Source organism: Aquibacillus sediminis, from assembly GCF_005870085.1.
Taxonomy (GTDB): Bacteria; Bacillota; Bacilli; order Bacillales; family Amphibacillaceae; genus Aquibacillus_E; species Aquibacillus_E sediminis.
Map to the genome: position 1 here is coordinate 30239 of NZ_SZNM01000015.1, position 22424 is coordinate 52662.

The 22424-nt window shown below is 36.6% G+C and carries 26 protein-coding genes; 13 read left to right on the forward strand and 13 right to left on the reverse strand.

All coding sequences use genetic code 11. From position 1 onward, the window contains the following. Positions 1–5 precede the first annotated feature (5 nt). From FCI53_RS13940 to FCI53_RS13970, 7 genes are read left to right on the forward strand one after another with little or no spacing between them, the layout of a single operon-like run. Positions 6–269 (forward strand): MrpF/PhaF family protein, encoded by a 264-nt coding sequence (locus tag FCI53_RS13940; protein ID WP_138419679.1) that lies wholly within the window; start codon positions 6–8, stop codon positions 267–269. Continuing rightward, positions 262–591: a monovalent cation/H(+) antiporter subunit G gene (gene mnhG / locus FCI53_RS13945; protein WP_210238499.1), complete on the forward strand. Its 330-nt coding sequence runs from the start codon at positions 262–264 to the stop codon at positions 589–591. The genes FCI53_RS13940 and mnhG overlap by 8 nt, the downstream gene beginning before the upstream one ends. Positions 592–615: 24 nt before the next feature. Beyond that, positions 616–858 carry a Na(+)/H(+) antiporter subunit B gene (locus tag FCI53_RS13950; protein ID WP_246050119.1) on the forward strand — a complete coding sequence of 81 codons (243 nt, stop codon included), beginning with the start codon at positions 616–618 and terminating at the stop codon, positions 856–858. A gap of 10 nt (positions 859–868) precedes the next feature. Next, entirely contained in the window at positions 869–1573 is a 705-nt protein-coding gene (gene mbhE / locus FCI53_RS13955; RefSeq protein WP_138419681.1) for a hydrogen gas-evolving membrane-bound hydrogenase subunit E, read from the forward strand. 2 nt (positions 1574–1575) lie between these two features. Then, positions 1576–1911, forward strand: coding sequence for a sodium:proton antiporter (locus tag FCI53_RS13960; RefSeq protein ID WP_138419682.1), 336 nt, complete (start codon positions 1576–1578; stop codon positions 1909–1911). 19 nt (positions 1912–1930) lie between these two features. After that, positions 1931–3400, forward strand: a complete 1470-nt coding sequence (locus FCI53_RS13965; protein WP_138419683.1) for a complex I subunit 5 family protein — start codon at positions 1931–1933, stop codon at positions 3398–3400. Between the two features lie 2 nt (positions 3401–3402). Further along, entirely contained in the window at positions 3403–4959 is a 1557-nt protein-coding gene (locus tag FCI53_RS13970) for a proton-conducting transporter transmembrane domain-containing protein (RefSeq protein WP_138419684.1), read from the forward strand. A 350-nt stretch (positions 4960–5309) separates the two neighbouring features. Here FCI53_RS13970 and FCI53_RS13975 read toward each other — a convergent pair whose 3' ends face one another. Next, the gene (locus FCI53_RS13975) at positions 5310–5732 is read right to left on the reverse strand and encodes a GNAT family N-acetyltransferase (RefSeq protein WP_210238500.1); all 423 of its coding nucleotides are present in this window, start codon (positions 5730–5732) and stop codon (positions 5310–5312) included. A gap of 307 nt (positions 5733–6039) precedes the next feature. On the opposite strand from FCI53_RS13975, the gene FCI53_RS13980 reads away from it, so the two are divergent. Next, positions 6040–7197 carry a sensor domain-containing diguanylate cyclase gene (locus FCI53_RS13980; protein ID WP_171038185.1) on the forward strand — a complete coding sequence of 386 codons (1158 nt, stop codon included), beginning with the start codon at positions 6040–6042 and terminating at the stop codon, positions 7195–7197. A 292-nt stretch (positions 7198–7489) separates the two neighbouring features. Here the strand turns inward: FCI53_RS13980 and FCI53_RS13985 are convergent, their stop codons facing one another. Then, the gene (locus FCI53_RS13985) at positions 7490–7693 is read right to left on the reverse strand and encodes an aspartyl-phosphate phosphatase Spo0E family protein (protein WP_138419686.1); all 204 of its coding nucleotides are present in this window, start codon (positions 7691–7693) and stop codon (positions 7490–7492) included. 235 nt (positions 7694–7928) lie between these two features. Between FCI53_RS13985 and FCI53_RS13990 the strand changes: the two genes are divergently transcribed. Beyond that, positions 7929–8735, forward strand: a complete 807-nt coding sequence (locus tag FCI53_RS13990; protein ID WP_138419687.1) for a helix-turn-helix transcriptional regulator — start codon at positions 7929–7931, stop codon at positions 8733–8735. A gap of 9 nt (positions 8736–8744) precedes the next feature. Further along, complete coding sequence (locus FCI53_RS13995) at positions 8745–9317, forward strand: MEDS domain-containing protein (RefSeq protein ID WP_138419688.1); 573 nt, start codon at positions 8745–8747, stop codon at positions 9315–9317. A gap of 108 nt (positions 9318–9425) precedes the next feature. Here the strand turns inward: FCI53_RS13995 and FCI53_RS14000 are convergent, their stop codons facing one another. Then, a complete protein-coding gene (locus FCI53_RS14000; protein WP_171038186.1) occupies positions 9426–10136 on the reverse strand; it encodes an EAL domain-containing protein in 711 nt (236 codons plus the stop codon). A gap of 354 nt (positions 10137–10490) precedes the next feature. Between FCI53_RS14000 and FCI53_RS14005 the strand changes: the two genes are divergently transcribed. Beyond that, positions 10491–11288 carry a helix-turn-helix domain-containing protein gene (locus FCI53_RS14005; RefSeq protein WP_171038187.1) on the forward strand — a complete coding sequence of 266 codons (798 nt, stop codon included), beginning with the start codon at positions 10491–10493 and terminating at the stop codon, positions 11286–11288. Positions 11289–11543: 255 nt separating this feature from the next. Here the strand turns inward: FCI53_RS14005 and FCI53_RS14010 are convergent, their stop codons facing one another. Beyond that, complete coding sequence (locus FCI53_RS14010) at positions 11544–12011, reverse strand: hypothetical protein (RefSeq protein WP_138419691.1); 468 nt, start codon at positions 12009–12011, stop codon at positions 11544–11546. A 450-nt stretch (positions 12012–12461) separates the two neighbouring features. Here FCI53_RS14010 and FCI53_RS14015 point away from each other — a divergent pair, with 450 nt between their 5' ends. Beyond that, on the forward strand, positions 12462–12908 hold the full coding sequence (locus FCI53_RS14015; protein ID WP_138419692.1) for an Hsp20/alpha crystallin family protein: 447 nt from the start codon (positions 12462–12464) through the stop codon (positions 12906–12908). Between the two features lie 79 nt (positions 12909–12987). Here the strand turns inward: FCI53_RS14015 and FCI53_RS14020 are convergent, their stop codons facing one another. The 5 genes from FCI53_RS14020 to FCI53_RS14045 form a co-directional block, all read right to left on the reverse strand. Next, positions 12988–13221, reverse strand: coding sequence for a hypothetical protein (locus tag FCI53_RS14020; RefSeq protein WP_138419693.1), 234 nt, complete (start codon positions 13219–13221; stop codon positions 12988–12990). A gap of 48 nt (positions 13222–13269) precedes the next feature. Further along, positions 13270–15135: an ATP-binding protein gene (locus FCI53_RS14025; RefSeq protein ID WP_171038188.1), complete on the reverse strand. Its 1866-nt coding sequence runs from the start codon at positions 15133–15135 to the stop codon at positions 13270–13272. 130 nt (positions 15136–15265) lie between these two features. After that, positions 15266–15595: an MORN repeat-containing protein gene (locus FCI53_RS21520; RefSeq protein WP_171038189.1), complete on the reverse strand. Its 330-nt coding sequence runs from the start codon at positions 15593–15595 to the stop codon at positions 15266–15268. After that, positions 15592–16602 (reverse strand): hypothetical protein, encoded by a 1011-nt coding sequence (locus tag FCI53_RS14040; RefSeq protein ID WP_138419695.1) that lies wholly within the window; start codon positions 16600–16602, stop codon positions 15592–15594. The genes FCI53_RS21520 and FCI53_RS14040 overlap by 4 nt, the downstream gene beginning before the upstream one ends. 379 nt (positions 16603–16981) lie before the next feature. Next, positions 16982–17443, reverse strand: coding sequence for a hypothetical protein (locus tag FCI53_RS14045; RefSeq protein ID WP_138419696.1), 462 nt, complete (start codon positions 17441–17443; stop codon positions 16982–16984). Positions 17444–17906: 463 nt separating this feature from the next. On the opposite strand from FCI53_RS14045, the gene FCI53_RS14050 reads away from it, so the two are divergent. Beyond that, a complete protein-coding gene (locus FCI53_RS14050) occupies positions 17907–18455 on the forward strand; it encodes a DUF2179 domain-containing protein (RefSeq protein ID WP_138419697.1) in 549 nt (182 codons plus the stop codon). A 304-nt stretch (positions 18456–18759) separates the two neighbouring features. On the opposite strand, the gene FCI53_RS14055 is transcribed toward FCI53_RS14050, so the two are convergent. From FCI53_RS14055 to FCI53_RS22230, 4 genes are all read right to left on the reverse strand, one after another. Beyond that, the gene (locus FCI53_RS14055) at positions 18760–18939 is read right to left on the reverse strand and encodes a hypothetical protein (protein WP_171038183.1); all 180 of its coding nucleotides are present in this window, start codon (positions 18937–18939) and stop codon (positions 18760–18762) included. A gap of 254 nt (positions 18940–19193) precedes the next feature. Next, positions 19194–19910, reverse strand: coding sequence for a 3-ketoacyl-ACP reductase (locus FCI53_RS14060; protein ID WP_138419699.1), 717 nt, complete (start codon positions 19908–19910; stop codon positions 19194–19196). Between the two features lie 199 nt (positions 19911–20109). Next, complete coding sequence (locus FCI53_RS14065; protein WP_138419700.1) at positions 20110–21579, reverse strand: Msr family ABC-F type ribosomal protection protein; 1470 nt, start codon at positions 21577–21579, stop codon at positions 20110–20112. A gap of 557 nt (positions 21580–22136) precedes the next feature. After that, positions 22137–22181, reverse strand: coding sequence for an erythromycin resistance leader peptide (locus tag FCI53_RS22230; protein ID WP_121128006.1), 45 nt, complete (start codon positions 22179–22181; stop codon positions 22137–22139). Between the last annotated feature and the right edge of the window lie 243 nt (positions 22182–22424).

Below are 22424 nucleotides of genomic sequence, written 5' to 3' on the forward strand. Positions count from 1 at the left end.
TGGTAGTGCTTTATGTCATACTAGCAATTGTCCTATCTGCTTGTTTAACGTTTTATAGGGTTATGAAAGGTCCCAGTGTATCTGACCGAATCGTTGCGATGCATGCAATCGGTGTCATGTTTTTATTAGTTTTAGTGTTATTAAGTTATTTTTTTGCCAGAAAAATCTTTATTGATGTGGCATTAGTTTATGGGGTTTTCTTATTTGTAGATATAGTCATAATGGCTAAATATTTAAGAAAACCTGAGCAAGGAGGCGTTCGTGATTGATTTTCTTCCTATTTTAAGACAAATCGTTGTTTATGTATTTTTCCTAACAGGTAGTTATTTTTTGTTAAGTACTGCTGTAGGTATGATCCGTTTTCCTGATTTGTACACTCGATTGCATGCTAGCGCTAAATGTCTGATGGCCGGAGGTATTTCCATTTTAATGGGATGTATCGTTCTAGAAGGAATTGGGTTTGTTTCTTTAAAGCTTATTATACTGTTGCTGTTTTTATTAATCACGAACCCGATTGCAAATCATGTCATTGCCTGTTTGGATCATTCTAACACAATGACACCCAACCCAATTTCCAAAAATCGATCATGAAGCATGATGGGAGGTAAAGTCGTGATGGATATGATCGTTACGCTGTTAATGATCTTTTTACTGGTTACCGCATTTTTTATGGTATTTACGAAACAGACAGCAAACGCAGTGATTGCATTCCCTATATTCGGTTCTATTCTAGTCGTTCTGTTTGTCATTTTCCAGGCCCCAAGTGTTGCGATGGCTGAAGCAGTCATTACCGCTGGCTTAGCTACTGGTTTCTTTGTTATTACTTTCAATAAAACGAAGGATAGCAGAAAGGAGTAGAACGAATGAAATGGTGAAAAAACTCTATAAACTAGGGCTTGTTGTATCGCTAGGTATGTTCTTATTCGTGTTATTTTCTGACATACATAATCTTGATCGCACTAGTAAAAACTATTTATCAGAGCACTATATTTCGGAAGGGGTACAAGAAACCGGGGCAATAAATTTAGTCACCTCTGTCCTATATGATTACCGCGCTTTTGATACATTGGGTGAGGCAACTGTCCTTTTAACAGCTGCTACTATTTTAGCTTTTCTAGTTCCCGTAACCAAAGCGGACATGCTAGGTACTACATTTACAATCATTGTATATCAAGCGACCAAATATCTGATTCCCTTTATAGCAGTATTAGGCGTATATGTAATCATGTTTGGTCATCTAAGCCCTGGCGGAGGTTTTGTTGGAGGAGTCGTGATGGCGCTCATTCCAATTCTATTGTCATTAACCTATGGAATTGATTTTTCCGAATATAAACTCACACCTAACACCAAAAAGGTAGTAGAAGATATCGGAGCGATCGGCTTTATTTTACTAGGATTACTAGCCGTATTAACTGGAAACAATTTTCTCGCCAACGGACAAGCAGGTTTTCCCTTAGGAAATGCCGGAGAATTGATCAGTGCCGGGTTAATCCCTTACTTAAATGTCATGATTGGTATAAAAGTAGGAGCTGGTCTTGCCATCATTTTTAATAGTTTGATGAAGGAGCAATAATAGTGGAACTACCATTTGTTGTCGTGACTATTTTGTTTTGTCTGGGAATTTATACGATTATCACCCAAAAAAATCTAATAAAAATCGTGCTTGGATTTACGATCGTAGAATCTTCCTTGATTTTAATATTCGTCCTGGTTAGTTATCAACCAGGTGGGACTGCCCCTATTTTAGACAAAGCCTATCACCTAGTCGTCGATCCGATCCCGCAGGCACTAGCCTTAACCTCCATTGTTATTGGGGGAAGTGTGACGGCCGTCATGCTAGCATTGGTGATAAAAATACAGAAAAGATATAGAACGTTAAACGTGGATAAGCTTCGAAAATTGAAAGGATAATTTTTTGGGGAGGATCATAATGCAAGCGGCTATCTGGTTGATCATCTTACCTTTATTAACCGCATTTTTTATTGGCATTTCTAAAGTGTTCTATTCGTATAAGCTTTTATTTCCTTTAGTAACCGGTAGTGCAATCCTTTATCTTTACTTATTAATTTCTGTTATCGATCATAGTTATCCTCCAAAAGTATACAGTGTTGGGGATTGGGGACTATTGGGAATTAATATAATGGTAGACCCTTTTTCTGGCCTATTATTGTTAATGATTGCACTGTTATTTTTACCTGTTATTGTTTTTTCCTTGAAATATATCACATTTCATACACATAACTATTTCATTCTTACATACATCATGACAGCCGGCATTGCAGGTATGGTGCTTACTGCTGATTTATTCAATCTTTATGTATTTTTGGAAGTGAGCTCTCTCAGTTCTTGCGCTTTAGTAGCGTTAAAGAAGACGAATAAAGCAATAGAAGGTACGTTTAAGTATTTGGTCATGTCTACATTAGGGAGCTTTTTTATTTTACTGGCTACGATCTTAACTTACGATTTAACTGGAACGCTAAATATGGCCGAGATTTCCGTAGCATTTCAAGACATCCCTTTTCAGATAAAAAGTATTCTGATGGCCTTTTTTATTTTTGGTTATGCTATCAAGATCGGGTTAATTCCTTTGCATGCTTGGCTTCCTGATTCTTATGAAGAATCCCCTATCCCTTATAACGTTTTATCTTCAGGATTGGTGATGAAATCTGCTGTATATGCATTAATAAGAGTATTGTATATTCTGTTTGGATTTGATTTTCTAGATGAAACTGGCATGTTACAAATCGGTGTTGTCTGGGGAGTCGTTACGTTTTTGATTGCGCATCTTTTAGCCTTTCAGCAATCCAATGTCATCCGGCTTCTTGCCTATTCCAGTATTGCCCAGATCGCCTATATTACAATCGGATTATTTGTCGGCACGGAAAGAGGATTAATCGGCGGCAATTTCCATATTTTAAATCACGCCATCATGAAAGGGACGTTATTTTTCGTTATCGCAATTTTTCATTATAGTTTAACCGCTGTTGATATAAAAGATCTCAAAGGACTTGGGTTTAGATTTCCGCTCCTTTCCTTTACTTTTGTGGTTGCTTCCCTTGCAATCGTTGGCCTACCTCCCTTCAATGGATTTATTAGTAAATGGCTCATTGTCGAAGCGGCTCTGGATGCTGGCTTTATTTATGCTGCCTTCTCTATTCTAGTGGGAACGTTCTTATCTTTAACGTATTATTTAAAAGTCATCGTTACCTTATATACAAAAACCGACAAAACAATAGAAATGAAAGAACCAGGTTTAGCGTTAAAATTACCAACGATATTTCTTGGCAGTTTATGTATTGTATTTGGTATAGCACCTTCTTTACCTTTAAGCCTCATTGATAAAATTCCGACATTTTTGCTAGATCATGAGGAATACATAAGCATATTACTAGGAGGTTGAACATGATTACTCCAGGTCTCTTCTATTTAATAGGTGCTTTACTCTTGCTTTTGCCCATTAGGGAAAAAATGACATACATACTAGCTATCCTTATGACGACAGCAGCCCTCATGATGACGTTCTATTTGGTACCTGGTGATCGTGTCCAACTGGAGTTCCTCAACTATACGCTAACTCCTGTTAAAGTCGATCGTATTAGTAAATTAACTGGATTAATTTTCACTTTCGGCGGCCTGGGTTCTGTCATCTACTGCTTTCGTATATGCTCTCGGGCTAATTTAAGGCTCATATTTATATTTATTGGTAGTGCCTTGACCGTGGCTTTTTCTGGTGATCTGTTTACACTCTATGTATTTTGGGAGTTAATGACCATCAGTTCCTCTTTTCTAATTATCATGGCAAGTGATGGAACAAAGAAAACGGGATACTACTACTTTCTCATCCAAGTGGCGGGAGGGTTAAGTGCATTATGGGGGGTATTTTTACAGTATGCGGCTACAGGTGATTTAGCTTTGAAAACGATCGAGGCTGGCATTCCTTTTTTTATGATTGCGGTCGCAATTAAGCTAGCCTTTGTCGGATTCCATACTTGGCTGCCATTGGCTTACGGCAAAGCTCCTTTCTATGTTGCCGTCGTTTTGTCCATCTATACAACAAAAGTAGGCGTTTATGTCATGAGCCGTCTCCTGCCCGGGATCGATATTTTGGCATATGCTGGGCTTTTTTCCGCTTTGTTTGGTATTGGAATGGCCCTCCTGCAGACCCAGGTTCGCAGGTTCTTGAGCTATTCGATCATCATCCAAGTTGGGTATATGATTATTGGGATTAGTATGGGGACTGTAGCAGGAATAACAGGAGCGATGTTTCACCTGGTCAATCACATCTTGTACAAAACGGTCTTATTTATGGCCGTAGGAGTTGTCGTCTATACCACAGGGAAAGATGATTTTGAAAACTTAGGGATCATGGGCAGAAAACTTCCCGTCACTTCAATCGCAACATTGGTAGCTTTTTTGGGGATAGCTGGTGTTCCTTTTTTTAATGGCTATATGAGCAAAGCCATTATTAAAGACGCAGTAAACGAGCCATTATTAACCTGGGGGCTGAACCTGATGAGTTTCGGGACTTGTCTGCTTTTTTTAAAATTTATTTATTATGCTTTTTTGAAGAAAAGTACGATTAGCCTCGATAAACAACCAGCCCTCAGCATGCAGGTAGGAATGGGACTGTTAACGGTTATGATGCTGGTGATTGGTATTCATCCCGTCTGGTTAGAAAGTGTAACTAATATGGATGTAGCGATTCATTATTTTGATAAAAAACATCTAGTAAGTGGGATTCAGCCATTTCTATGGTCGATTGCTATATTTATTTTAATTAAGAAATATGTAGTGAAGAACTATGAAGCACCCCTGCCTTATGATCTTTACCGTCAAATAGCTAAACAAGTTGTAACTACAGGCTATCAGTTAAGTAACTATCATGACGGAAAATTAACTAAATATCTGTTATGGACAACGAGCACGTTAATCATTCTGTTGGCATTGTTATTGTTTTAAGAATGGTGTCATATCCTATTGGGGTCAGGCCTTCCTCGTGGTCAGTTAGGGCAAGGTGCTTATTTGTGCACCGTCTAGCGGGGAGTGACATAGCGGGGAGTGACAGGCACTGCAATTGAGTGGAGCGGACATTTATTTATGGATTTTTAGGAGTTTGCGGACATCTTGTTCCTCTATTTCACTAAATTAGCCCCGTTTTCCTAGCAAATCATACAAATAAGGCACTAAATGTCCGCCAACCACTCAAAAACAGCAATATCTAGGGAAATAAGGTACTAAATGTCCCCAAAAAACGTTTCGCCAACGGGGGACACGTCTACTACAAAAAAGGCGGGTGGTGACAGCACCGCTTAATACACTTTTCTAAATCCTTCTACATGTTCGGTAAATCCTACACGTTGATAAAATTTGTGTGCCTCTTTTAGATGACCTGAAGACACAACAATCGCGTAGGCACAGTTATTTTCTATAGCAAATGCATCAAGTGCTTCCATTAACATTCTACCGATTCCTTTTCCCCTTATCCCTTGTTTCACAATCACATCTTCAATCACTAAAAAAGGTACCGTCAAACTTTTACAACAAATCCCAAGTGCAGAACCGATCAGTTCATTATTCTCTTTCGCAACGGCTAAAAAGTAGTTTTCATTCGCTGAAATTTCTTCATATAGTTGAATCGACTCTTCCTGCGACATTTCAAAAGGAATTAATTCTTTATACATTTCTAATAAATTTGGGATATCTTTTGCTTCTAATTTATCAATCACAATCATCGTAATGTTCCTTTCTGTATATATAAAGTGGTTAGTCTTCCAATTTATTTATTATATTATATGGAATTTATTTGTAAAAACATGGAGATTGAAGTGATAGGTACCTTTAAAAAGCGCCTGACCGCCCAAAATATATCATATTTGACAAAAAATGGAAGATGTATGAACTAACATCGACAAAAAATGACAAAAATTACCAAAAATATTGTCCCCTACTCACAGGCAGTATATACTTAATAGAAAATAAAAGTTTCTGCTCTTATTTAACTTGTCATAATCAAAGTACAGAGGGATGGATGTTGAAAAAATGCTTAATGGTTGGAGACTAATGGTACTCGTATTTATCACATTTATGTTGGGGGTAACATTAACTAGTTACTTGTTAGTTGGCTATGTGGATCTAGTAGCTTTATTTTTTTGTTTCTTAATCTTACCAATTATTTGGTGGATAGGTAGAGAACATGATCACGTCCGTAAAGATCGAAACACGTTACAACATTCCTATCAAGAATTACAACAACAATATAAAACGACTAAAATAGAAAAACAAACAATAGAAAAAATCATAGATACGGTTGATGACATCGCAATATTTTCTATTAATGAATCAGAAAATACTGCTTATTTTTCAAAAGCTGTTGAACAAATTTTTGGTTTACCGCACGAAGCATTTATTAGTGAACCAAACTTATGGAAGCAATTTATACATCCGGATGATAAAGAAAAAATTAACAAACAATTCTCGAACATAACGGAACCATTACAAGCTGAGTTTCGCATCATCCGACTTGACGAAGAAATTCGATGGGTTGTGCTACGCATCGTTTCGGTAGAAAAAAATGCTATTGAAGGAAATATCATTGATATAACCGATCGAAAAGAATTAGAGGATAAACTAAAGCAGTTCGCCTATTACGACGACCTAACAGACTTACCTAACCGTAAGCTAATGGAACGTCAATTAAAAAAATCGATTGCTCGATCTAAACGTAACGATCATTCATTATGTGTTATGTTTATTGATCTAGATGGATTTAAAAAAGTGAATGATACACTAGGACATGAAGCTGGTGATGAGTTACTAAAAGAGGTCGCGCTTCGTTTAGATGATACTGTTCGTGAAGGAGATTTAATCGCGCGTCACGGTGGTGATGAATTTATCGCCATTTTTGAGGAGACAGACAAGACTGAAGTTGAAGGCATTGCTGATCGAATTATCGATGAGCTTTCACATCCATATAGTCATAATGAAAAAGAATCAACGATTACCCCAAGCATTGGTATAAGTTTATATCCTGATCATGGTGAAGAAATGGATTCACTGATTAAATATGCAGACAAAGCAATGTACTACGCTAAAAGTAAAGGAAAAGCGAACTATCAATTTTATTCGAGTGAACTTCCAGATGCTCAAATTAAGAAAGAAAACGTCCTTGAGAAAATTGTTAATCATTTTACAAAATAAAACGATACTAGCAGTTTAGAAAATTAAATAGACCCGCCTCTTTTCACAAACGAAATTGGAGCGGGTTTCTATATGGATCTGTTTTCATTTTCGCGCGTTTACTATCTTTATTTTGACCAACTTCTTGTTTGAAAACAAAAGCTTCTTCCCTATTGCATGTCGTAGTTCACTATTTTCGCTTTAGTATCCTTTAATACATAAACCTATGTGTATATCAAGGATAACAAGGTCAGATCGATGCGTGTCGACCACTTGCCTCCTGAATAGTCGTATAATCATCATTAGGAAGGAATCAGCCACTAGTATCTGTTTCCTCATTCTCTTTTTTAGTTTTTAACTTTTTTTGATAGATCGAAATTAATTGATCCAACTCTTGACTATATTTCACGGTAATCTCACTTTCATACCCATAAAGTTCAGCTTTCCTTAACAACACTTTTCTTTTTTGATCAATTTGCTTCGTTAAAAAATCTTCTTTAGCGCATTTATCACTCATTGCTACCTCCTACTATTAGGTGAAGCCTTGAACCCACAACCATTATTTATACCAGGAATTGGAGGTGGCGAAAAGTGTCAAATTGCCACATTTGGTCCAATTTTTCAAAACAGTATACAGACTCCATTCAACTGACAAGTTTTACCAGTAGTTAGTTAAGACATCATGCTCCCTTTATATGTTTTAATAGATTTATGTCTATTTTTCTATACTTGAGAGATTGGAGGGAGTTTTTATGAAAAGAGAGTGGTTAATACAAGCCCGCAAATTAAAACACTATACCCAGGAACAAATTGCAGCCGAGGCATACATTGATCGAACCTACTATTCACAAATCGAAACTGGCAAAAGAAATCCAGGGCTTCATGTGGCGATTAAAATTGCAGACATTTTAAATTTTGAACCTTTGCTATTTTATAAAGATTCACTTGATCAAAACTCTCAACCATTAGCAAACACCACTTTCAGCTACGAAGTAACCAAAAAAATAACTACTATGAATACAGGTGAAATACTATACCTTTACAATACGATCGAATCACATACCTATCATAGTTTCGCTTTCCTCTATGACGGAGTAAGCAAAGGAATTCCATGTTTATTGATTGACAACAGTGATAATTTTAACAGTATGATGCATCACTTAAGTGCTAAAATACCCCAGGAGCAACTTAAAAAGTTCATCCAGTTTGTTGATATAGATAAACAGCATTGGGGTGATCTTGAAGCAGCGTTTAAAAAAACAGTGCTGGAATCTAAGTTTCTACGTATTTGGTGTGGGGAACATGATAAGCAACATCATGATTTATCTACTAAGCTAGAAAATTATTTGGGGAAACACTTGAAAACGAACAACCTTTTATCCGTTCATTCCTATGATGCTTCCATGATTACAGCGGGAGATCATATTAACATGATGCGAATGTATCCTTATATGATGACCGATTCTGAAATAACTACTTCTCCCTTTTTCGTTTCAAGTCCTAACACCCAGCTTTCCCCTTCCCTGTTTATGCAAGAAAAAAATAGAAAAAAGGAATGAGCGTGAAAAATGATTTCATTAACTAACTATTTGCGAGTAACCAATGCATCCCATATATTATACTTTTTTGAAGAAGAGTCGATTTATATACAGAATTTGCTTACGTATATCCGAACAGGAATTGAAAGAGGTCACCATATATTAATCATTGAAAACACAGGCATATATAAAGAAGTCCAGAAAAAAATAACTGCTTCATTTTCAAATGAGCAACAACATCATATTCATTTTGTCGATAATCATTCCTTTTACAAACGCTATCATGACTTCAACATTAATCATGTTATTGAACACTTTAGTGAGATTTTAGAACCTTTTTTTAATCAAGACCTTACTGTTCGTACCTGGGCTCATGTCGACTGGAATGAGCAAGACGACATGGAAGATAAACTTGAAGAATTTGAAAAGTTAGCAGACTGTGCTGTAAAAGAAATGAATCTCCTTTCTGTCTGTGCTTACAATGCTTTCGATCTATCTGCTTCTCTTGAAAATAAAATGATGCGTAGTCATGAGTATTTAATGACAGATAGAGAATTTGTTCGATCTACACTGTACGGAATTCCTGCATGTAAAAAACGCTAGCCTTTCATTTAAAAAACGGGAATCCGACGATAAAAACCGTAGCATTCCCGTAACTTGCTTATAAGTTGGATTAATTGAAACAAGATGGATATCTTTTTCAGTCAATCGTTACATTTCCTTTGGTCTACCTATTAAATATCCTTGTCCAAGATCGATACCTAGCATTTTGGCAATCACGAGTTCACTGTGGTTCTCCATGCCCTCTAGTACCAATTTCATCTTTTCGTTTTGACATATATTTGCCAACTTTCTAACTTCTGATTGCTTGTCTAATGAAAGTGCTAAACGACTAGAGAACGTTTTATCTAACTTAACAATATCTGGTTCAATATCGATGATTGTTTGTAAAGTGGTCTCCCCTTTACCATAATCATCTATGGCTATACCTATTCCTAACTCTCTCATCAACTCTATGACGCTTTTCATCCCAAGTAGATCCTTAATCTCTTCTGCCTCACTTATTTCAACTATCACTTTTGTATTCATGATTAATCCATTTAGATAGAGTTTGTTTAAAAACGGTTCAAAAAACGGGTGCATCATGGTGGAAGGGTATATATTGATAAATAGTCGATGGATACTTTTCCTTTTTGAAGCTGTTAACAAGGCATGGTAAATAGAGTGCGTATCCAATTCGTATAACATATTATTCTTCATTGCTAAACTAAACAGTTGCTCAGGAGAATCAACTAACTTGGAACGGAATAAAGCCTCAAAGCCGTTAACTTCCCAGGTCTGCAAATCAATTAATGGTTGAAAAACATGACTGAAATTTTTTGTATATATCATGTTGTGTAGTAAGTTTAAATCTTGTTTCAATAGAAAAACTCCCTGCATGTTGTTCGTTCTAAACCTACAACCTTTATACGTCGTTTTCTCTTTCCCCTTATCTGTTCTTGATTACAATATTAATCCTACTATTATGATAAACGAAATGTCATTAGATGATGACAATTGCGTCAAATTGCCACAAAATATGTATGCTTTTGTCGAATAGTTTATAATACTTACTATAAGTAACTGTTTACAATGTGGCATATTGCCACTTTAGGATCGTGGTTTATTTGATAAAATTTAATGATATCTACTTTTTAAATAAAATCTATTAGTGCGCATATTAAATATACATTGCTAGTTTATTGTTAGCGCTTGCTGCTGAGAATGGGGGTAATTATGAGAAGAGAATGGTTGATCCAACTTCGTATTGACAAGGGCTTTACTCAGGAGCAAATTGCAACGAAAGCATTTATTGATAGGGGGTATTACTCACAACTAGAGAATGGAAAACGAGATCCTGGTTTTAATGTTGCTGTTAACATATCGAAGGTTCTAGAATTTAATCCATTAATGTTTTTTCGTGATCAATTTACTGAATCACACAGCATCGATCCTCCTCATAAAAGGGAATCGATAAAATCACTCAATGAGATTGATCATGGGAATATCATTTACCTCTATGAAGATAGTGATCGTTATTTACATCAACTGATAACTTTTCTCCTCATTGGTATAGAATACGAGAGTACTAGTCTTATTATTGATGATTCGAACACGATTCAATATGTTCGAGAAAAGTTAAATAAACTAACTAGAAACACTAAAAGCATGAAAAACATTCATTTTATCGAAAATAACGATACAAGACAGCTAGACACTGTCTTACATAAATGGTTAGATGATCAAAGGATACAAGTATGGGTTCAAGAAAACCGTGTGGCAGAAAGTGACTGCTTTAAAAAGATAAAACGATATGTAGCACCTAAAAACATAACCATGTCTGGAGCTAATAACATGCTAGGGGTGTGTGCTCATAATGCAACCTTAGTAACCGCACAATCATACATTCGGATGATGAGACTCTTCCCTTATTTAATGACTGACACAGAAATTGTAAACTCACCACTTTTTCACCTTAATAATGGGAATCATACATTATCCCCCTCATTGTATGTGCAGGGGGATATGGATTAAAATGTTTTTTTAAACGAGCCATTTAATGTAACTAATAATGAGCTATTCTATTATTTATATAATTTGGGCGGGGCTTGCAGCAGCAACCCTTAATGGTGGTAGTAATAGGCTGGTACTCGACCAAAAATACGGGATAACATATTATGCTAACCAAGTCTTTGATGCATTTGTTAGCACACACGGTATGTATGCCAAGTTTCCTAAAGAGGGACACAAAAGGGAGATTGTATACGAATCAATCTCCCTTTTGTATCTTTAAAAACAAGTAAACGATTGAATTTGCCGTAAGTCTACCCCATAATAAACCCATCTAAATCCGGTCCAACGGTATCCTGAGACCGAATTTCGTCCGACAAAAATAGGGTAAAACCAAAATTGTTGATTCCTATTTAACCAAACATAGGTAAATCTATATAAACAGCCTCGAATAGCACCTGGATCAACTGCAAACGTCCCTACTTGCTGTGTCTGGGTAGGAACAAAAGAAGGTGGTGGTGACGTTGGTGCCCCTGCTTGTTGACCTTGACCTGGTGGAGAAAATGGAGGTGGTGAGCTAGGTGGACCCATTTGTCCGTCCCCAGGTGAAGGGAACCATGGAAGAAAAGGGAACCATTGTCTTTCATCCACTACTTCATAGGAATAATCTTCCCCTTCTACAGGAAAGGAATAATCATTCTGACCGAACATATAGTTATTATATTGATAGTCATTAGTTGGATACATAAGATACACTCCTTATTTAGACTCACATCATCATATGTAACCGTCCATTGTCCCTCAACTCGTCCACTGACAATTGGACGTTTACCCACACTATATACTATAAGTATTAAAATTCTCTATAAACCCCTATTGCCCTAGTAACGTAGTAAACCGCTCGATCTTTGCATAAACACTGTTGGTCTCAGGCCAGGGCGCAGTGACATTTGTCCATATGGAGGACTGCCCCCTCGTTCTAATGGGTTTGTTCTAGCATACTTCTGAACCATGGCGTAGCTAAAATTTCGGAACACCAATATTATAGTAAGCAAAATTATTTACATATACCAAAACCTAGTGATACATCGTTACTTATCAGCACCTCTAACGTTTGACCTTTATTGACCTTTTGATTATAATAATAATTGAAAAGGATATTCATCATTATCAAATCTATATGGAGGGTGATGAAACATGGCTAACTTATTACCTCGTCGAAATAGTGATTTTCGTGACGTTGTAGATCGCATGTTTGATTTTTTTCACCGTGGTTTTGATGATGACTTTCTTTCACCAATGGAATCTAGATTCTTCAATTCATTCAAGATGGATGTGAAAGACAAAGGAAATCAATTAGAAATTCAAGCAGAACTGCCAGGATTAAATAAAGATGATGTGATTGTTGAGTATAAAGATGAACACATCATCATAAAAGCAGAACAGAATGAAAATGTTGATAAGAAAAATGAGGATGGTCACTACATTCGACGCGAGCGTTCTTACGGCTCATTCCAAAGAAGTTTTTATGTTGGCAATATTGATGAAACAAAGATCAAAGGATCATTTAAAAACGGAGTGTTAACATTAAAAGTCCCTAAAGGAACCGAACTACATGATGGATATAGAGTAAAAATTGATTGAATTGTGTTTGTACATTAAAAGGCGCACCCAAAAAATCATTTCTCGGTTGCGCCTTTTATTTATAGTTCACAAGGAAAAATCACATATCCTTTGCGAGCCTGACCCTTTCCTTCCCATCTACCAATTCATCATATGTAAAATACACATGGCTAGGTAACGATTTAACAGAACGGGGGCGATGTGGTAATACTTCTGCTTCTTCTAGTATCCAAAACATATAATCTGTATTCGGTTTTTCAAAGCCAAAACCTAACCTTCTATCAGATATGTAATCCGGGCTATGGGAGGACTCTCCTCGTGGACACTTGTCCATCTGGAGTGCCTGACCTCATTTCGAAAAATTACTGGTTGATAAAAACTCTTATGATTGTGGTGAAAGGCTTGCGGTTGTATCATATATCATTTTTATTTCTTCAAACCATCCTTTTACCTCCTGGAATACACCATGCTCTCTTAAGTCTTCAGCAGTAATATTTTTAACTATACTGCCATTCAGAACTCTCTTTATTGCTTTTTCTCTTTCACTTTCATTAGATATATGTTTAAATGCGATACCCTTCAAAGTATTGGGTATATCGATTTCACTCCAATTAGATTCATATTGAGAAAGATCACATTTAAAGTATTCCTCTATTATTTTCCTTGGTATATAGTTCTCCATTTCCCGTAGTTTTGTAACAGTACCTGAACGTCGACCATCTTGCTCAGAGTTCATATTATCTACTGCTTTTTTGTACTTCTGAATATCTCCATCGTATAAATGAAATTCTTTTGTATTTGAATGCTCAAAGTGGTTCAAATTTATCCAATCAATTAATCTACTTCCACCTAAATTATAAATACTTATATCTGAGTTCTCTAAATCTATTATTTCCCTTAATTCAGGTATATGCTTATTTATATTTCTTATAAATAAGACATCATTTGGTCCTTCAACACAAACCACAACACTAGAGTGAATAGTAGGTAATATACCAAGTGTATCAACTATACTTCTTACCTTAACATCTCTATCAGAAACTATCGCAGGGTAACCATACTCATCTTTAGAAATCATTATTAAAGAATTTTCATCTACTATTTGGGCTATTTCAGGAGTATGTGTAGTTATAAATACTTGGCTATTTTCTTTTTGAGCTATAGCAGTCAATGAATCAATAATCATATGTTGATAATTAGGGTGTTGAGAAGTTTCTGGTTCTTCTATAGCATATATAACATTCTTGTTTCCTTTTTCTAAAGCAGCTTGTTCCGCCTGTGCTCTAAAATAACTCAAGAGTATTAATCTTCTTATACCACTTCCACGTTTATTTAATGGAATTTCATTATCTGTGTCTAAATTAAATTTGAATAATGAGTCCCATGTTTTAAGATCAGGTATTGTTTTTAGTTCTTTTGCAATCTCTCCATTAAAATCTTTTAACTTATCGATAGTCTTACGCCCAACTTCTTCAACCCTCTCTACTACTTGATCTCTTATACTATCTAATTCTTCTTGTAAATCTGCTAATACCTCTTTTGTTATAGCCTTCATTGGATCTTGAACTTCCCTATCACCATCTGTATTATTTCTGTCTGATTGAAATAGGTTAAACAAGGGTAAATTTTCTTTTAATTTCAACCAATTTTTAAAACTTTCATCCTGGGTATCTTTTATGTCTAGTGTAGTTTCTTTAAAGATGGTCTTATCATTAATTAAACTATCAAATATTGCCTGTCTCATGTCTGCCTTTTTCGTCTTATTAATACTATCAAAGGTGTCAATTTCATCTTCATGATCTTTTAATAGATTTTTCAAGTCACTTTGACTATATGTAATTAAAGGTTTGTCAAATAGGTTTGGGTGCAAAGCCTTTATTAAAACACTTATGCTGTTTTGTGTGATTGATTTACCACCAGCATTAATTATCTTTTTCACTTCTAGATAACCTTCATTGTTTAACAGATATTCATCTCGTAAAGAAGTTGGATTAGAAGCATCTAATATTACTAATTCATCTTCCCCCATCTCAAAAGTAACTCCTATTTCTATAACTTTCTCAGTAGAATATTTATTACAATCAGTGAGATCGGGCTTCACATCGTTAAAAAAGATATTTAGTGCATCTAATATTGTACTTTTTCCAACATCGTTTTTACCTATTATGACATTTAAATTTTCATTAAAATCAACTTCTAATTCTTCGTATCCTCGAAAATTTTTCAATTGTAATTTACGTAACTTCAAAGTTATGTCCCTCCCAGAATATAATTAATAAATACTTGCTTAGCATAACTATAATAAAAGGGCAGTCTATCAGTTATCATCTTGATAAACTGCCCTTAGTTGTGTTTGTTTTATTCTATTTTAAGTCATCTTAGCTTAAATTTTTGATCCCATGATGGAATTCTCCTTCGAATTGGAGAGTCCCTTCTTCGGAAAATAGTTTGCCAGACCCGTGGTAATTCCCGTCCTTCCACTCGCCTTCGTACATTTTTTGTCCGTCTCTACTGTACATTGTTCCAAATCCATGTATCTCCCCATTGCAAAAGTCACCTTCGTATCTTAATGGCGGATTTTCTGGATCATCTACACTTCCAAACGCATAATAAAGCTTGCCAGATCCATGCTCCTTACCATCTTCCGCTTCCCCTTCATATAGTTTGATTTCCGTTAACGGTTCATACCAAATCACTTTTCCCCTCATAGGACATCCTCCTCAAATTTATAGTACAAATCTAATTCCCGGTAACACGCTTCACAATAATAAAAGTCGTCCGGTGCACGACGACTCGACTTGTCATCAACTATTTGATTACATTCTGGGCAGTCTACTTCATTGAGCCAGGATATTTCTTTTGTTAGTGCTTCATCTTGCGTTAGGGCATCATACCATTGCATCCGCTGGAAGGAATCGGTCGTAAACCATTTATGATTGTTTTCTTTGTCTCGGTATTTTCGGTGATTCCGAATAAATTCCCGCAGCACTTCTGGTCGTTTTCTCTTTCGCATGATCGCGTCACTTACCTCAATCGCAAATCGTTTAGTTGTATCTGGTAGCGCCTTTTTACATTGAACCAGTTGTTTTCCAAGTAGTTCCGAATCCTCTCTTAGTGTCATCAACATCCGATACATCTCACCCGCAACAGGGCCATCATCCCCACCATTCCACAAGACGGTTGCGTAATCACTATCATTCATCACGTTGTTGATATCTCTCAGGATGACGCTTAACTCTAAGTGTGTTGCGAAATCTTTTTGAAGCGATCGGTTTAAGTAAGAAGTATATTTATCCTTCAACTTTTCGAAATCCCAAAATAGAAACAGATAATCATCTGCATAGCCGTCGTAATGCGGTTCTGCTTCTAGTTCATCAAAGCAATCACTATTACAATATTGATGATCATCAATATCAATCACATAAATATCCTCTAGCGGTGAGAAACAATAGGTGCAATATCCCCACTCTGGCTTTGTTTTCCAATCTTTTTGTTTATAATAAAGCCACCCTTCACGTGATACACTTCGCAACAATCGACCAACATACCCTTTTATTTTTCGTTTCCCTACGGCCTTTTCCATTTTCCTATAAAGCTTTCGCTCAGCCACCTTCAATTCCTGTAACACCTCAATACTTTTTGCTTCGCGTTGTTTTTTGAAATATCCCCGGCAAAACGCTTTGAACGCTACGAAATCTTGTTTTTCAATTAACATGTTATCTCCTCCTCATTCCGCACTATACAAACGCGATTTTTTTGTCGGCATAGGTCTTTTAAAATAAATTTTTCAGCCCAGAGATCATTAACCCAATACTTAACAATCAAATGATAATGAAAATGATGATGGTGAAGATCGAAACACCTCCAATTTTCCGTTCCTTCCATCTATACAAACGGCATTTTTATTTTTCTACGCTTTTTTCAGATTTCAATGGGATACTTTTTGGCATAAAAAAAGACTACAACGGCTTTGTAGTCAGGGGAGGATAGTTATTAAAATAGGGGAAATGGGTGGCATCGGACTTCTCCGTTTGAACATTTGAAGTACCTGACCCCTAGTTCCTAAATCTAATAAACATGCACTGATGTTATTGTTAACCTTTCTTTTTCTCCAAGAGATATTGAAACCAATACATTAAAAATGCCTTAGAAAAGTAATAGAGGAAAAACTGAAATTTACTTAACCGAACTAATTGATAATGTTTTACTCTTTTTGCAAATGTTGCAACTGGATAAGCAAATAAAGCATTTACCAATGCGTTAAGTGCAAGAAATGTTTTAAACTTTCCGTACGTCCATTTCAATATCCACAAGGAACCCACAAAAAACGGTCCAATTAGATAAGGGAGTTCACCGAATAGAACAGAATGCGGTCTATTATAAAAAACCCACCATTTCTGTTTTTTTCCAATTAGTGTAGTAAGGAGTTCTACAAGAAATATAAGAAATGCAACTGGAAAAAATCTTTTTATATGACGTTTCCCGATTAAAGGAATAGTCAGCCATGCAAGCGCGACAATAGTGAGATTAACTAACCTTTGGATTTTTACTGTCAAAACCTTCATCATCCTTTATTCAATACCTAATTGTTAAAATACCCAACAAACAACTTTCTTATGTATAAGTCCCCTCAAGGACTAGACGATCTTTTTAATAACGGTGCCTGTAATTTTTTTCAAATTTACTTCTATATTACATAAACACGATGCTATCGGGACAGATCCTCCCCGCGTGTAATATCTCGATACTTTTTACTTCGCATTCCTTACTGAAATATCCCCGGCAAAACGCTTTGATCACGAAGAAATTTTGTTTTCAATGGAATATTTTTTGGCTAAAAGAAGACCACAACGGCTTTGTAATCGGGGAAGGATGAGTTATTAAATTAGGGGCAACGGGTGGCATAGACTTACTCGTGGACACTTTTCCATGTGGAGTACCTGACTCAAATTTTTTATTTAGGATGAAACATAATTAACATTTTTCCATAATAAAATTTCACAAGCGGGGTGGTACAAAATGAAAGATATTCTGTTAATCTTACTTCTTCAATTGATTTATGTTCCAGTATTTAGCCTTCGTACCATCATGCTTGTGAAAGGGTACCGGCTTAATGCAAGTTTGTTCGGTTTCATAGAATCTGTCATTTATGTGTTCGGTTTGTCGATTGTGTTAACGGGAGAACAAAGTATTCTTTCGATGATTGTGTATGCATTAGGTTTTAGTATTGGAATTTTGATTGGGTCTGAGATCGAAGAAGAAATGGCAATTGGCTACATCACGTTACATGTGATTTTGACGAATCGAAATAAACAGTTAATTGAGCAATTGCGCGTCGAAGGTTATGGCGTTACGATTTATGTCGCCGAAGGAAAAGATGCTGATCGTTTTAAATTAGAGATCATTACAAAGCGGAATCAAGAAGAAGGCTTGATTGAAATGATTAAAGAATATGAGCCTCAAGCATTTATTGTCGCTTATGAACCACGATACTTTAAAGGCGGATTTATCTTAAAGGCTATGAAAAAGCGTAGGAAGAAAAAGAGAGTGAAGCAAAAGAGTAGTTAGGTTTATTGGAGGGCGTAATCTCTTGGAATATTTAAAAGGTATCTGGTACTCGTGGACAAGTGTCCATAAGATGTACCAGGTACCAAGACCTGTTTACTTGCTTCATAGACTATCATGATATTCTCCGTCTCCATTACAAGTTGCTATACGAAGATTTCTTCAACAGGAAAGTCTTCAGCCTATCCGATTTTGACCTATGAGGTTAGGCACCTCATGTGCAAATATTGAAACAATAGGTATAGTTAGATATAATAATATATATAATAAAAATGACAGAGCGTAACTACACTCTGTCAATGTGTAACTACATGCCGCATGAAGAGCGGCTGACCAAGTCTAGAAATAAGTAACCTTTCCTATTCCTTTGGTCGGGGGCAGGACGGTTACTTTTTCTGTTTGAGACGATCATAAATACAACTGTAATACCAGCTACTAAAACTAAGTTAGGTTGTAGTGCTACAGTGATCGCTTCATATGTCGTCATGATACCACCTCCCTTCAGTCGGGAAGTGGCCAACCGCCTACCACGCTATGTAGTTACATATCTATTATAACCTTATCCCTTATTCAAACACCAATATATTCCACACCTTTCAACGACACCTAAAACCACAAGTACACAGTTGCTTGCTTTTTTAATATACAAAAAAGGCACCTGCTACTCCTCGTGGACATGTGTCCATAAGATGTACCAGGTACCTAGAGCCGGGACAGAGAACCTGTCCCCTTGTCCCATTTTTATGGATTTGTTGACCAGAGTCCTGCTGTTTTCACAAAAACTCTTGGATCAAGCTTTAGTTGAGAAACGATGTAGTATGCAAGGTCTTCTGGATGCATGACGCGTTCGACATCGCCTTTAATAAGGTTCGCTTCATTTGCTAGGTCGGTGGCAACCGTACTAGGTGTTAACGCACTAACGCGAATGTTATGTTTTCGAACCTCTTGCATCAACGATTCGGTTAATCCCATCACCGCGAACTTGGATGCGCTGTAAGCACTTGTTACTGGTGCGCCTTTTTGTCCGGCAGTCGAAGAGATGTTGATGATATCTCCTGATTGTCGTTCGATCATCTCCGGCAGTACTGCTCTTGTTACGTTATACACGCCCATCAGGTTCACACGAATAATGTTTTCCCACTCGTCTGGCTCTAGGTCTAAAAATCCTCCAAATTTAGCAACTCCAGCATTGTTGATCAAAATGTCCACTTGTCCTAAGTCGGATTGAATATGCTCCACCGCATGCGTGACAGCTTCGTTATCTGATACATCCGCTGTTGCTGCCGAAATGTTCACGTCATATTGTTTGAGTTCCTCGCCTACTTTTTCAATATTTTCCATTGTACGGCCGACGAGTCCGATATTTACTCCCTCTTTAGCAAGGGCGATCGCTGTTGCTTTGCCAATTCCTCTACCAGCACCTGTGATTAATGCTGTTTTTCCTTTTAATGATTGCATTGTAACACTCCTCTTTTCTATGGATTGAACCTCTACATCAACTTTCAACCTTCTATAGTCTTACCCAACTGGATGAGAATGAAACTTTGTATGGGGTGACAGGCACCACAATGTTATTTTCACCGACAATCCTTTAACAAGCAAAAAAAACGCTCAGATTAAATCTAAGCGTTTTTAACTAAATTATATCTGCAGCAACCTAGTTTCCACTATGAATTATTTTTTTATCATCAATCGTCAACTGTACATCTGCTACATTTTCAATAAATTGTTTATCATGCGAAACAAAAAGAATCGTGCCTTCATATCCGGAAATAAACGTTTCTAATGCTTCAATTGCTTGGATGTCTAAAAAATTGGTTGGTTCATCTAATAATAAAATATTATACTCCCCTAAGAACAGCTGACAAAGTTGGAGTCGAAGCGCTTCTCCACCACTTAATGCTTTCACATTTTTTTGTATATCTGTCCCAACAAACCGCATCGAATGTAATACACTCCGTAAAAAGGCTTCATTATATTCGGATCGATTTTTCACAAATTGTAAAACTGTTTCATTACTAGTAAATTGATAACTCATTTGCTTGAAATAACCCATTTTTGCTTTTGGAGAAATCGTTAAACTAGGATCATGATTTGCAATATGTTGTAGCAAGGTACTTTTCCCACTACCGTTGTTTCCAGTAATTGCAATGTTTTGACCAAGTGGCAGTTGGAAACTAACTTCATCTAATAATACGTTGTTCTCCACTTGAAGCGTAAATCTGTCTGCCATAATGGGAAACTTATTATGCAATTCTACCGCTTTTGATTGATGGAAAACAATTGGTCTCTCTTCTTTTACAGCTTTTACTTCCTGCAGTTTTTCCATCCGGCTCTCGATCGCTTTTGCGGTACGTTGCATCGCTTTTTGACTCGATCCCTTGGACTTTGTCATAAACGATTTATCCGGTTTAGCATTTGCTTCCCTTTTAGACATCTGCCCCGCCTGAGCAACCTTCTTTGCTTTTGCCATTTTTTCTTGCGCTGCTTTTTCGAGTCTAGCCTTTTCTTTTATAAATTGTTCATGGGCTTCTTGCTGTTGTTTATGTTCTAACTCCTTTTGAGCGACGTATTCACTATAATTTCCTGAGTAAACACTCACTTTTCCATCATCAATTTCCCAAATCGTCGTAACTAATTCGTCTAGCACAACACGGTCATGACTAATTAATACAAGCGCCCCATAATAATAACGAAGTTCGTCTAACAAAAAGGAAATGCCTTGTTGATCCAAGTGCGTTGTCGGCTCATCGATGAGCAATGATTCGTAATAAGGCGTAAACAACTGGGCGAGTTTCATCCTTGTTTGCTCTCCGCCGCTTAACTGAACCGAGTCTTTTGGTATATCTAATTTTCCAAGCAAAACTGGATCGACTTCGTTGGCCGGTATGGCTGATGGTGCTTCCAGTTGTTCAAAGTAGCCACACGCCACATGACGGTGCACCATACCTTTTGTTGGTTGAACATGTCCCGCCAATAATTTTAACAACGTACTTTTTCCTGCACCGTTTTTACCAACAATCCCTATACGGTCAAATTGGTGAATAGCTAAACGATCAATTTTTATAATTTCTTTATCTAAATAACTCACTTCGACATTTTCTAATTCAAAACAAATTTGTTCCATCATTGCTACCTCCCGAAATTTTTATCCTTTCGTATCGATAGCTAGGATCGATACGAGCTTTTTTAAAACGAAGCTCGTATCAATAGAAAAGTAACATACACATTCAGAATCACTCCATATTTAAGTAAAATAAAAAATCACAGACATCTGTCTGTGATTTCGAGTAAATGGGAACATATCCGTATGTGTCATCAAATCATATATGTGGATATAACATAGAACAAAAGCGCAAGCGCCCGGGTAGCGACGTACGGACTGGACTGAGCCGTAGGAGATAAAGGAAACACGACGACCGAAGGAAGTCGATGTTGACTTATCGTACGGAGGTGAGGGAAGTCTCGCTAGTCGTTGGGCGCTGGAGCTGGACGTGGCCGATGCAAGGATAAAAGTTGTCCACAACCATTCCATTTTATAATTTCCTATGCTACAAAAAAGAAAGGTAGACTCATCTCCTTTCTTCACACTTCCATCATTTAGTTGACATGAAGACTATTAAAAAAGGACATACTTATCCCGTTTACTCTGTCCAAACAAACAGAGTCTTTGACCGTATTCAATTACTGGTTCAAAGCTGGGAAACGAAGTCTCATAGAGTGTGTCACTTTTTAATAATCTCCTTTACATTTGTTTAGTACATGTATTATTATAGAGAGTATTTTTATAAAGGTCAACGGAAAGTAGATTTTTGCCAATACCCTGCTCTGTTTTTTGAATAACAGTGCCTGGAACGTCCCGAAAAATCTTGTTTCTCAATACGTTTCACATAATAGTAGTAATGTATATATTACATAAAGACGGTGGGTAATCATCATACCTTTGTCTCAGCGCTTAAAGTTATCATTAGA

Excerpts from the sequence above, each read along its gene's own strand:
- FCI53_RS13950 (WP_246050119.1), top strand. The coding sequence starts at position 616 with ATGGATATGATCGTTACGCTGTTAATGATCTTTTTACTGGTTACCGCA.
- mbhE (WP_138419681.1), top strand. The coding sequence starts at position 869 with ATGGTGAAAAAACTCTATAAACTAGGGCTTGTTGTATCGCTAGGTATG.
- FCI53_RS13965 (WP_138419683.1), top strand. The coding sequence starts at position 1,931 with ATGCAAGCGGCTATCTGGTTGATCATCTTACCTTTATTAACCGCATTT.
- FCI53_RS13970 (WP_138419684.1), top strand. The coding sequence starts at position 3,403 with ATGATTACTCCAGGTCTCTTCTATTTAATAGGTGCTTTACTCTTGCTT.
- FCI53_RS13975 (WP_210238500.1), bottom strand. The coding sequence starts at position 5,732 with ATGATTGTGATTGATAAATTAGAAGCAAAAGATATCCCAAATTTATTA.
- FCI53_RS13980 (WP_171038185.1), top strand. The coding sequence starts at position 6,040 with ATGCTTAATGGTTGGAGACTAATGGTACTCGTATTTATCACATTTATG.
- FCI53_RS13985 (WP_138419686.1), bottom strand. The coding sequence starts at position 7,693 with ATGAGTGATAAATGCGCTAAAGAAGATTTTTTAACGAAGCAAATTGAT.
- FCI53_RS13990 (WP_138419687.1), top strand. The coding sequence starts at position 7,929 with ATGAAAAGAGAGTGGTTAATACAAGCCCGCAAATTAAAACACTATACC.
- FCI53_RS13995 (WP_138419688.1), top strand. The coding sequence starts at position 8,745 with ATGATTTCATTAACTAACTATTTGCGAGTAACCAATGCATCCCATATA.
- FCI53_RS14005 (WP_171038187.1), top strand. The coding sequence starts at position 10,491 with ATGAGAAGAGAATGGTTGATCCAACTTCGTATTGACAAGGGCTTTACT.
- FCI53_RS14010 (WP_138419691.1), bottom strand. The coding sequence starts at position 12,011 with ATGTATCCAACTAATGACTATCAATATAATAACTATATGTTCGGTCAG.
- FCI53_RS14015 (WP_138419692.1), top strand. The coding sequence starts at position 12,462 with ATGGCTAACTTATTACCTCGTCGAAATAGTGATTTTCGTGACGTTGTA.
- FCI53_RS14020 (WP_138419693.1), bottom strand. The coding sequence starts at position 13,221 with ATGGACAAGTGTCCACGAGGAGAGTCCTCCCATAGCCCGGATTACATA.
- FCI53_RS21520 (WP_171038189.1), bottom strand. The coding sequence starts at position 15,595 with ATGAGGGGAAAAGTGATTTGGTATGAACCGTTAACGGAAATCAAACTA.
- FCI53_RS14040 (WP_138419695.1), bottom strand. The coding sequence starts at position 16,602 with ATGTTAATTGAAAAACAAGATTTCGTAGCGTTCAAAGCGTTTTGCCGG.
- FCI53_RS14050 (WP_138419697.1), top strand. The coding sequence starts at position 17,907 with ATGAAAGATATTCTGTTAATCTTACTTCTTCAATTGATTTATGTTCCA.
- FCI53_RS14055 (WP_171038183.1), bottom strand. The coding sequence starts at position 18,939 with ATGACGACATATGAAGCGATCACTGTAGCACTACAACCTAACTTAGTT.
- FCI53_RS14060 (WP_138419699.1), bottom strand. The coding sequence starts at position 19,910 with ATGCAATCATTAAAAGGAAAAACAGCATTAATCACAGGTGCTGGTAGA.
- FCI53_RS14065 (WP_138419700.1), bottom strand. The coding sequence starts at position 21,579 with ATGGAACAAATTTGTTTTGAATTAGAAAATGTCGAAGTGAGTTATTTA.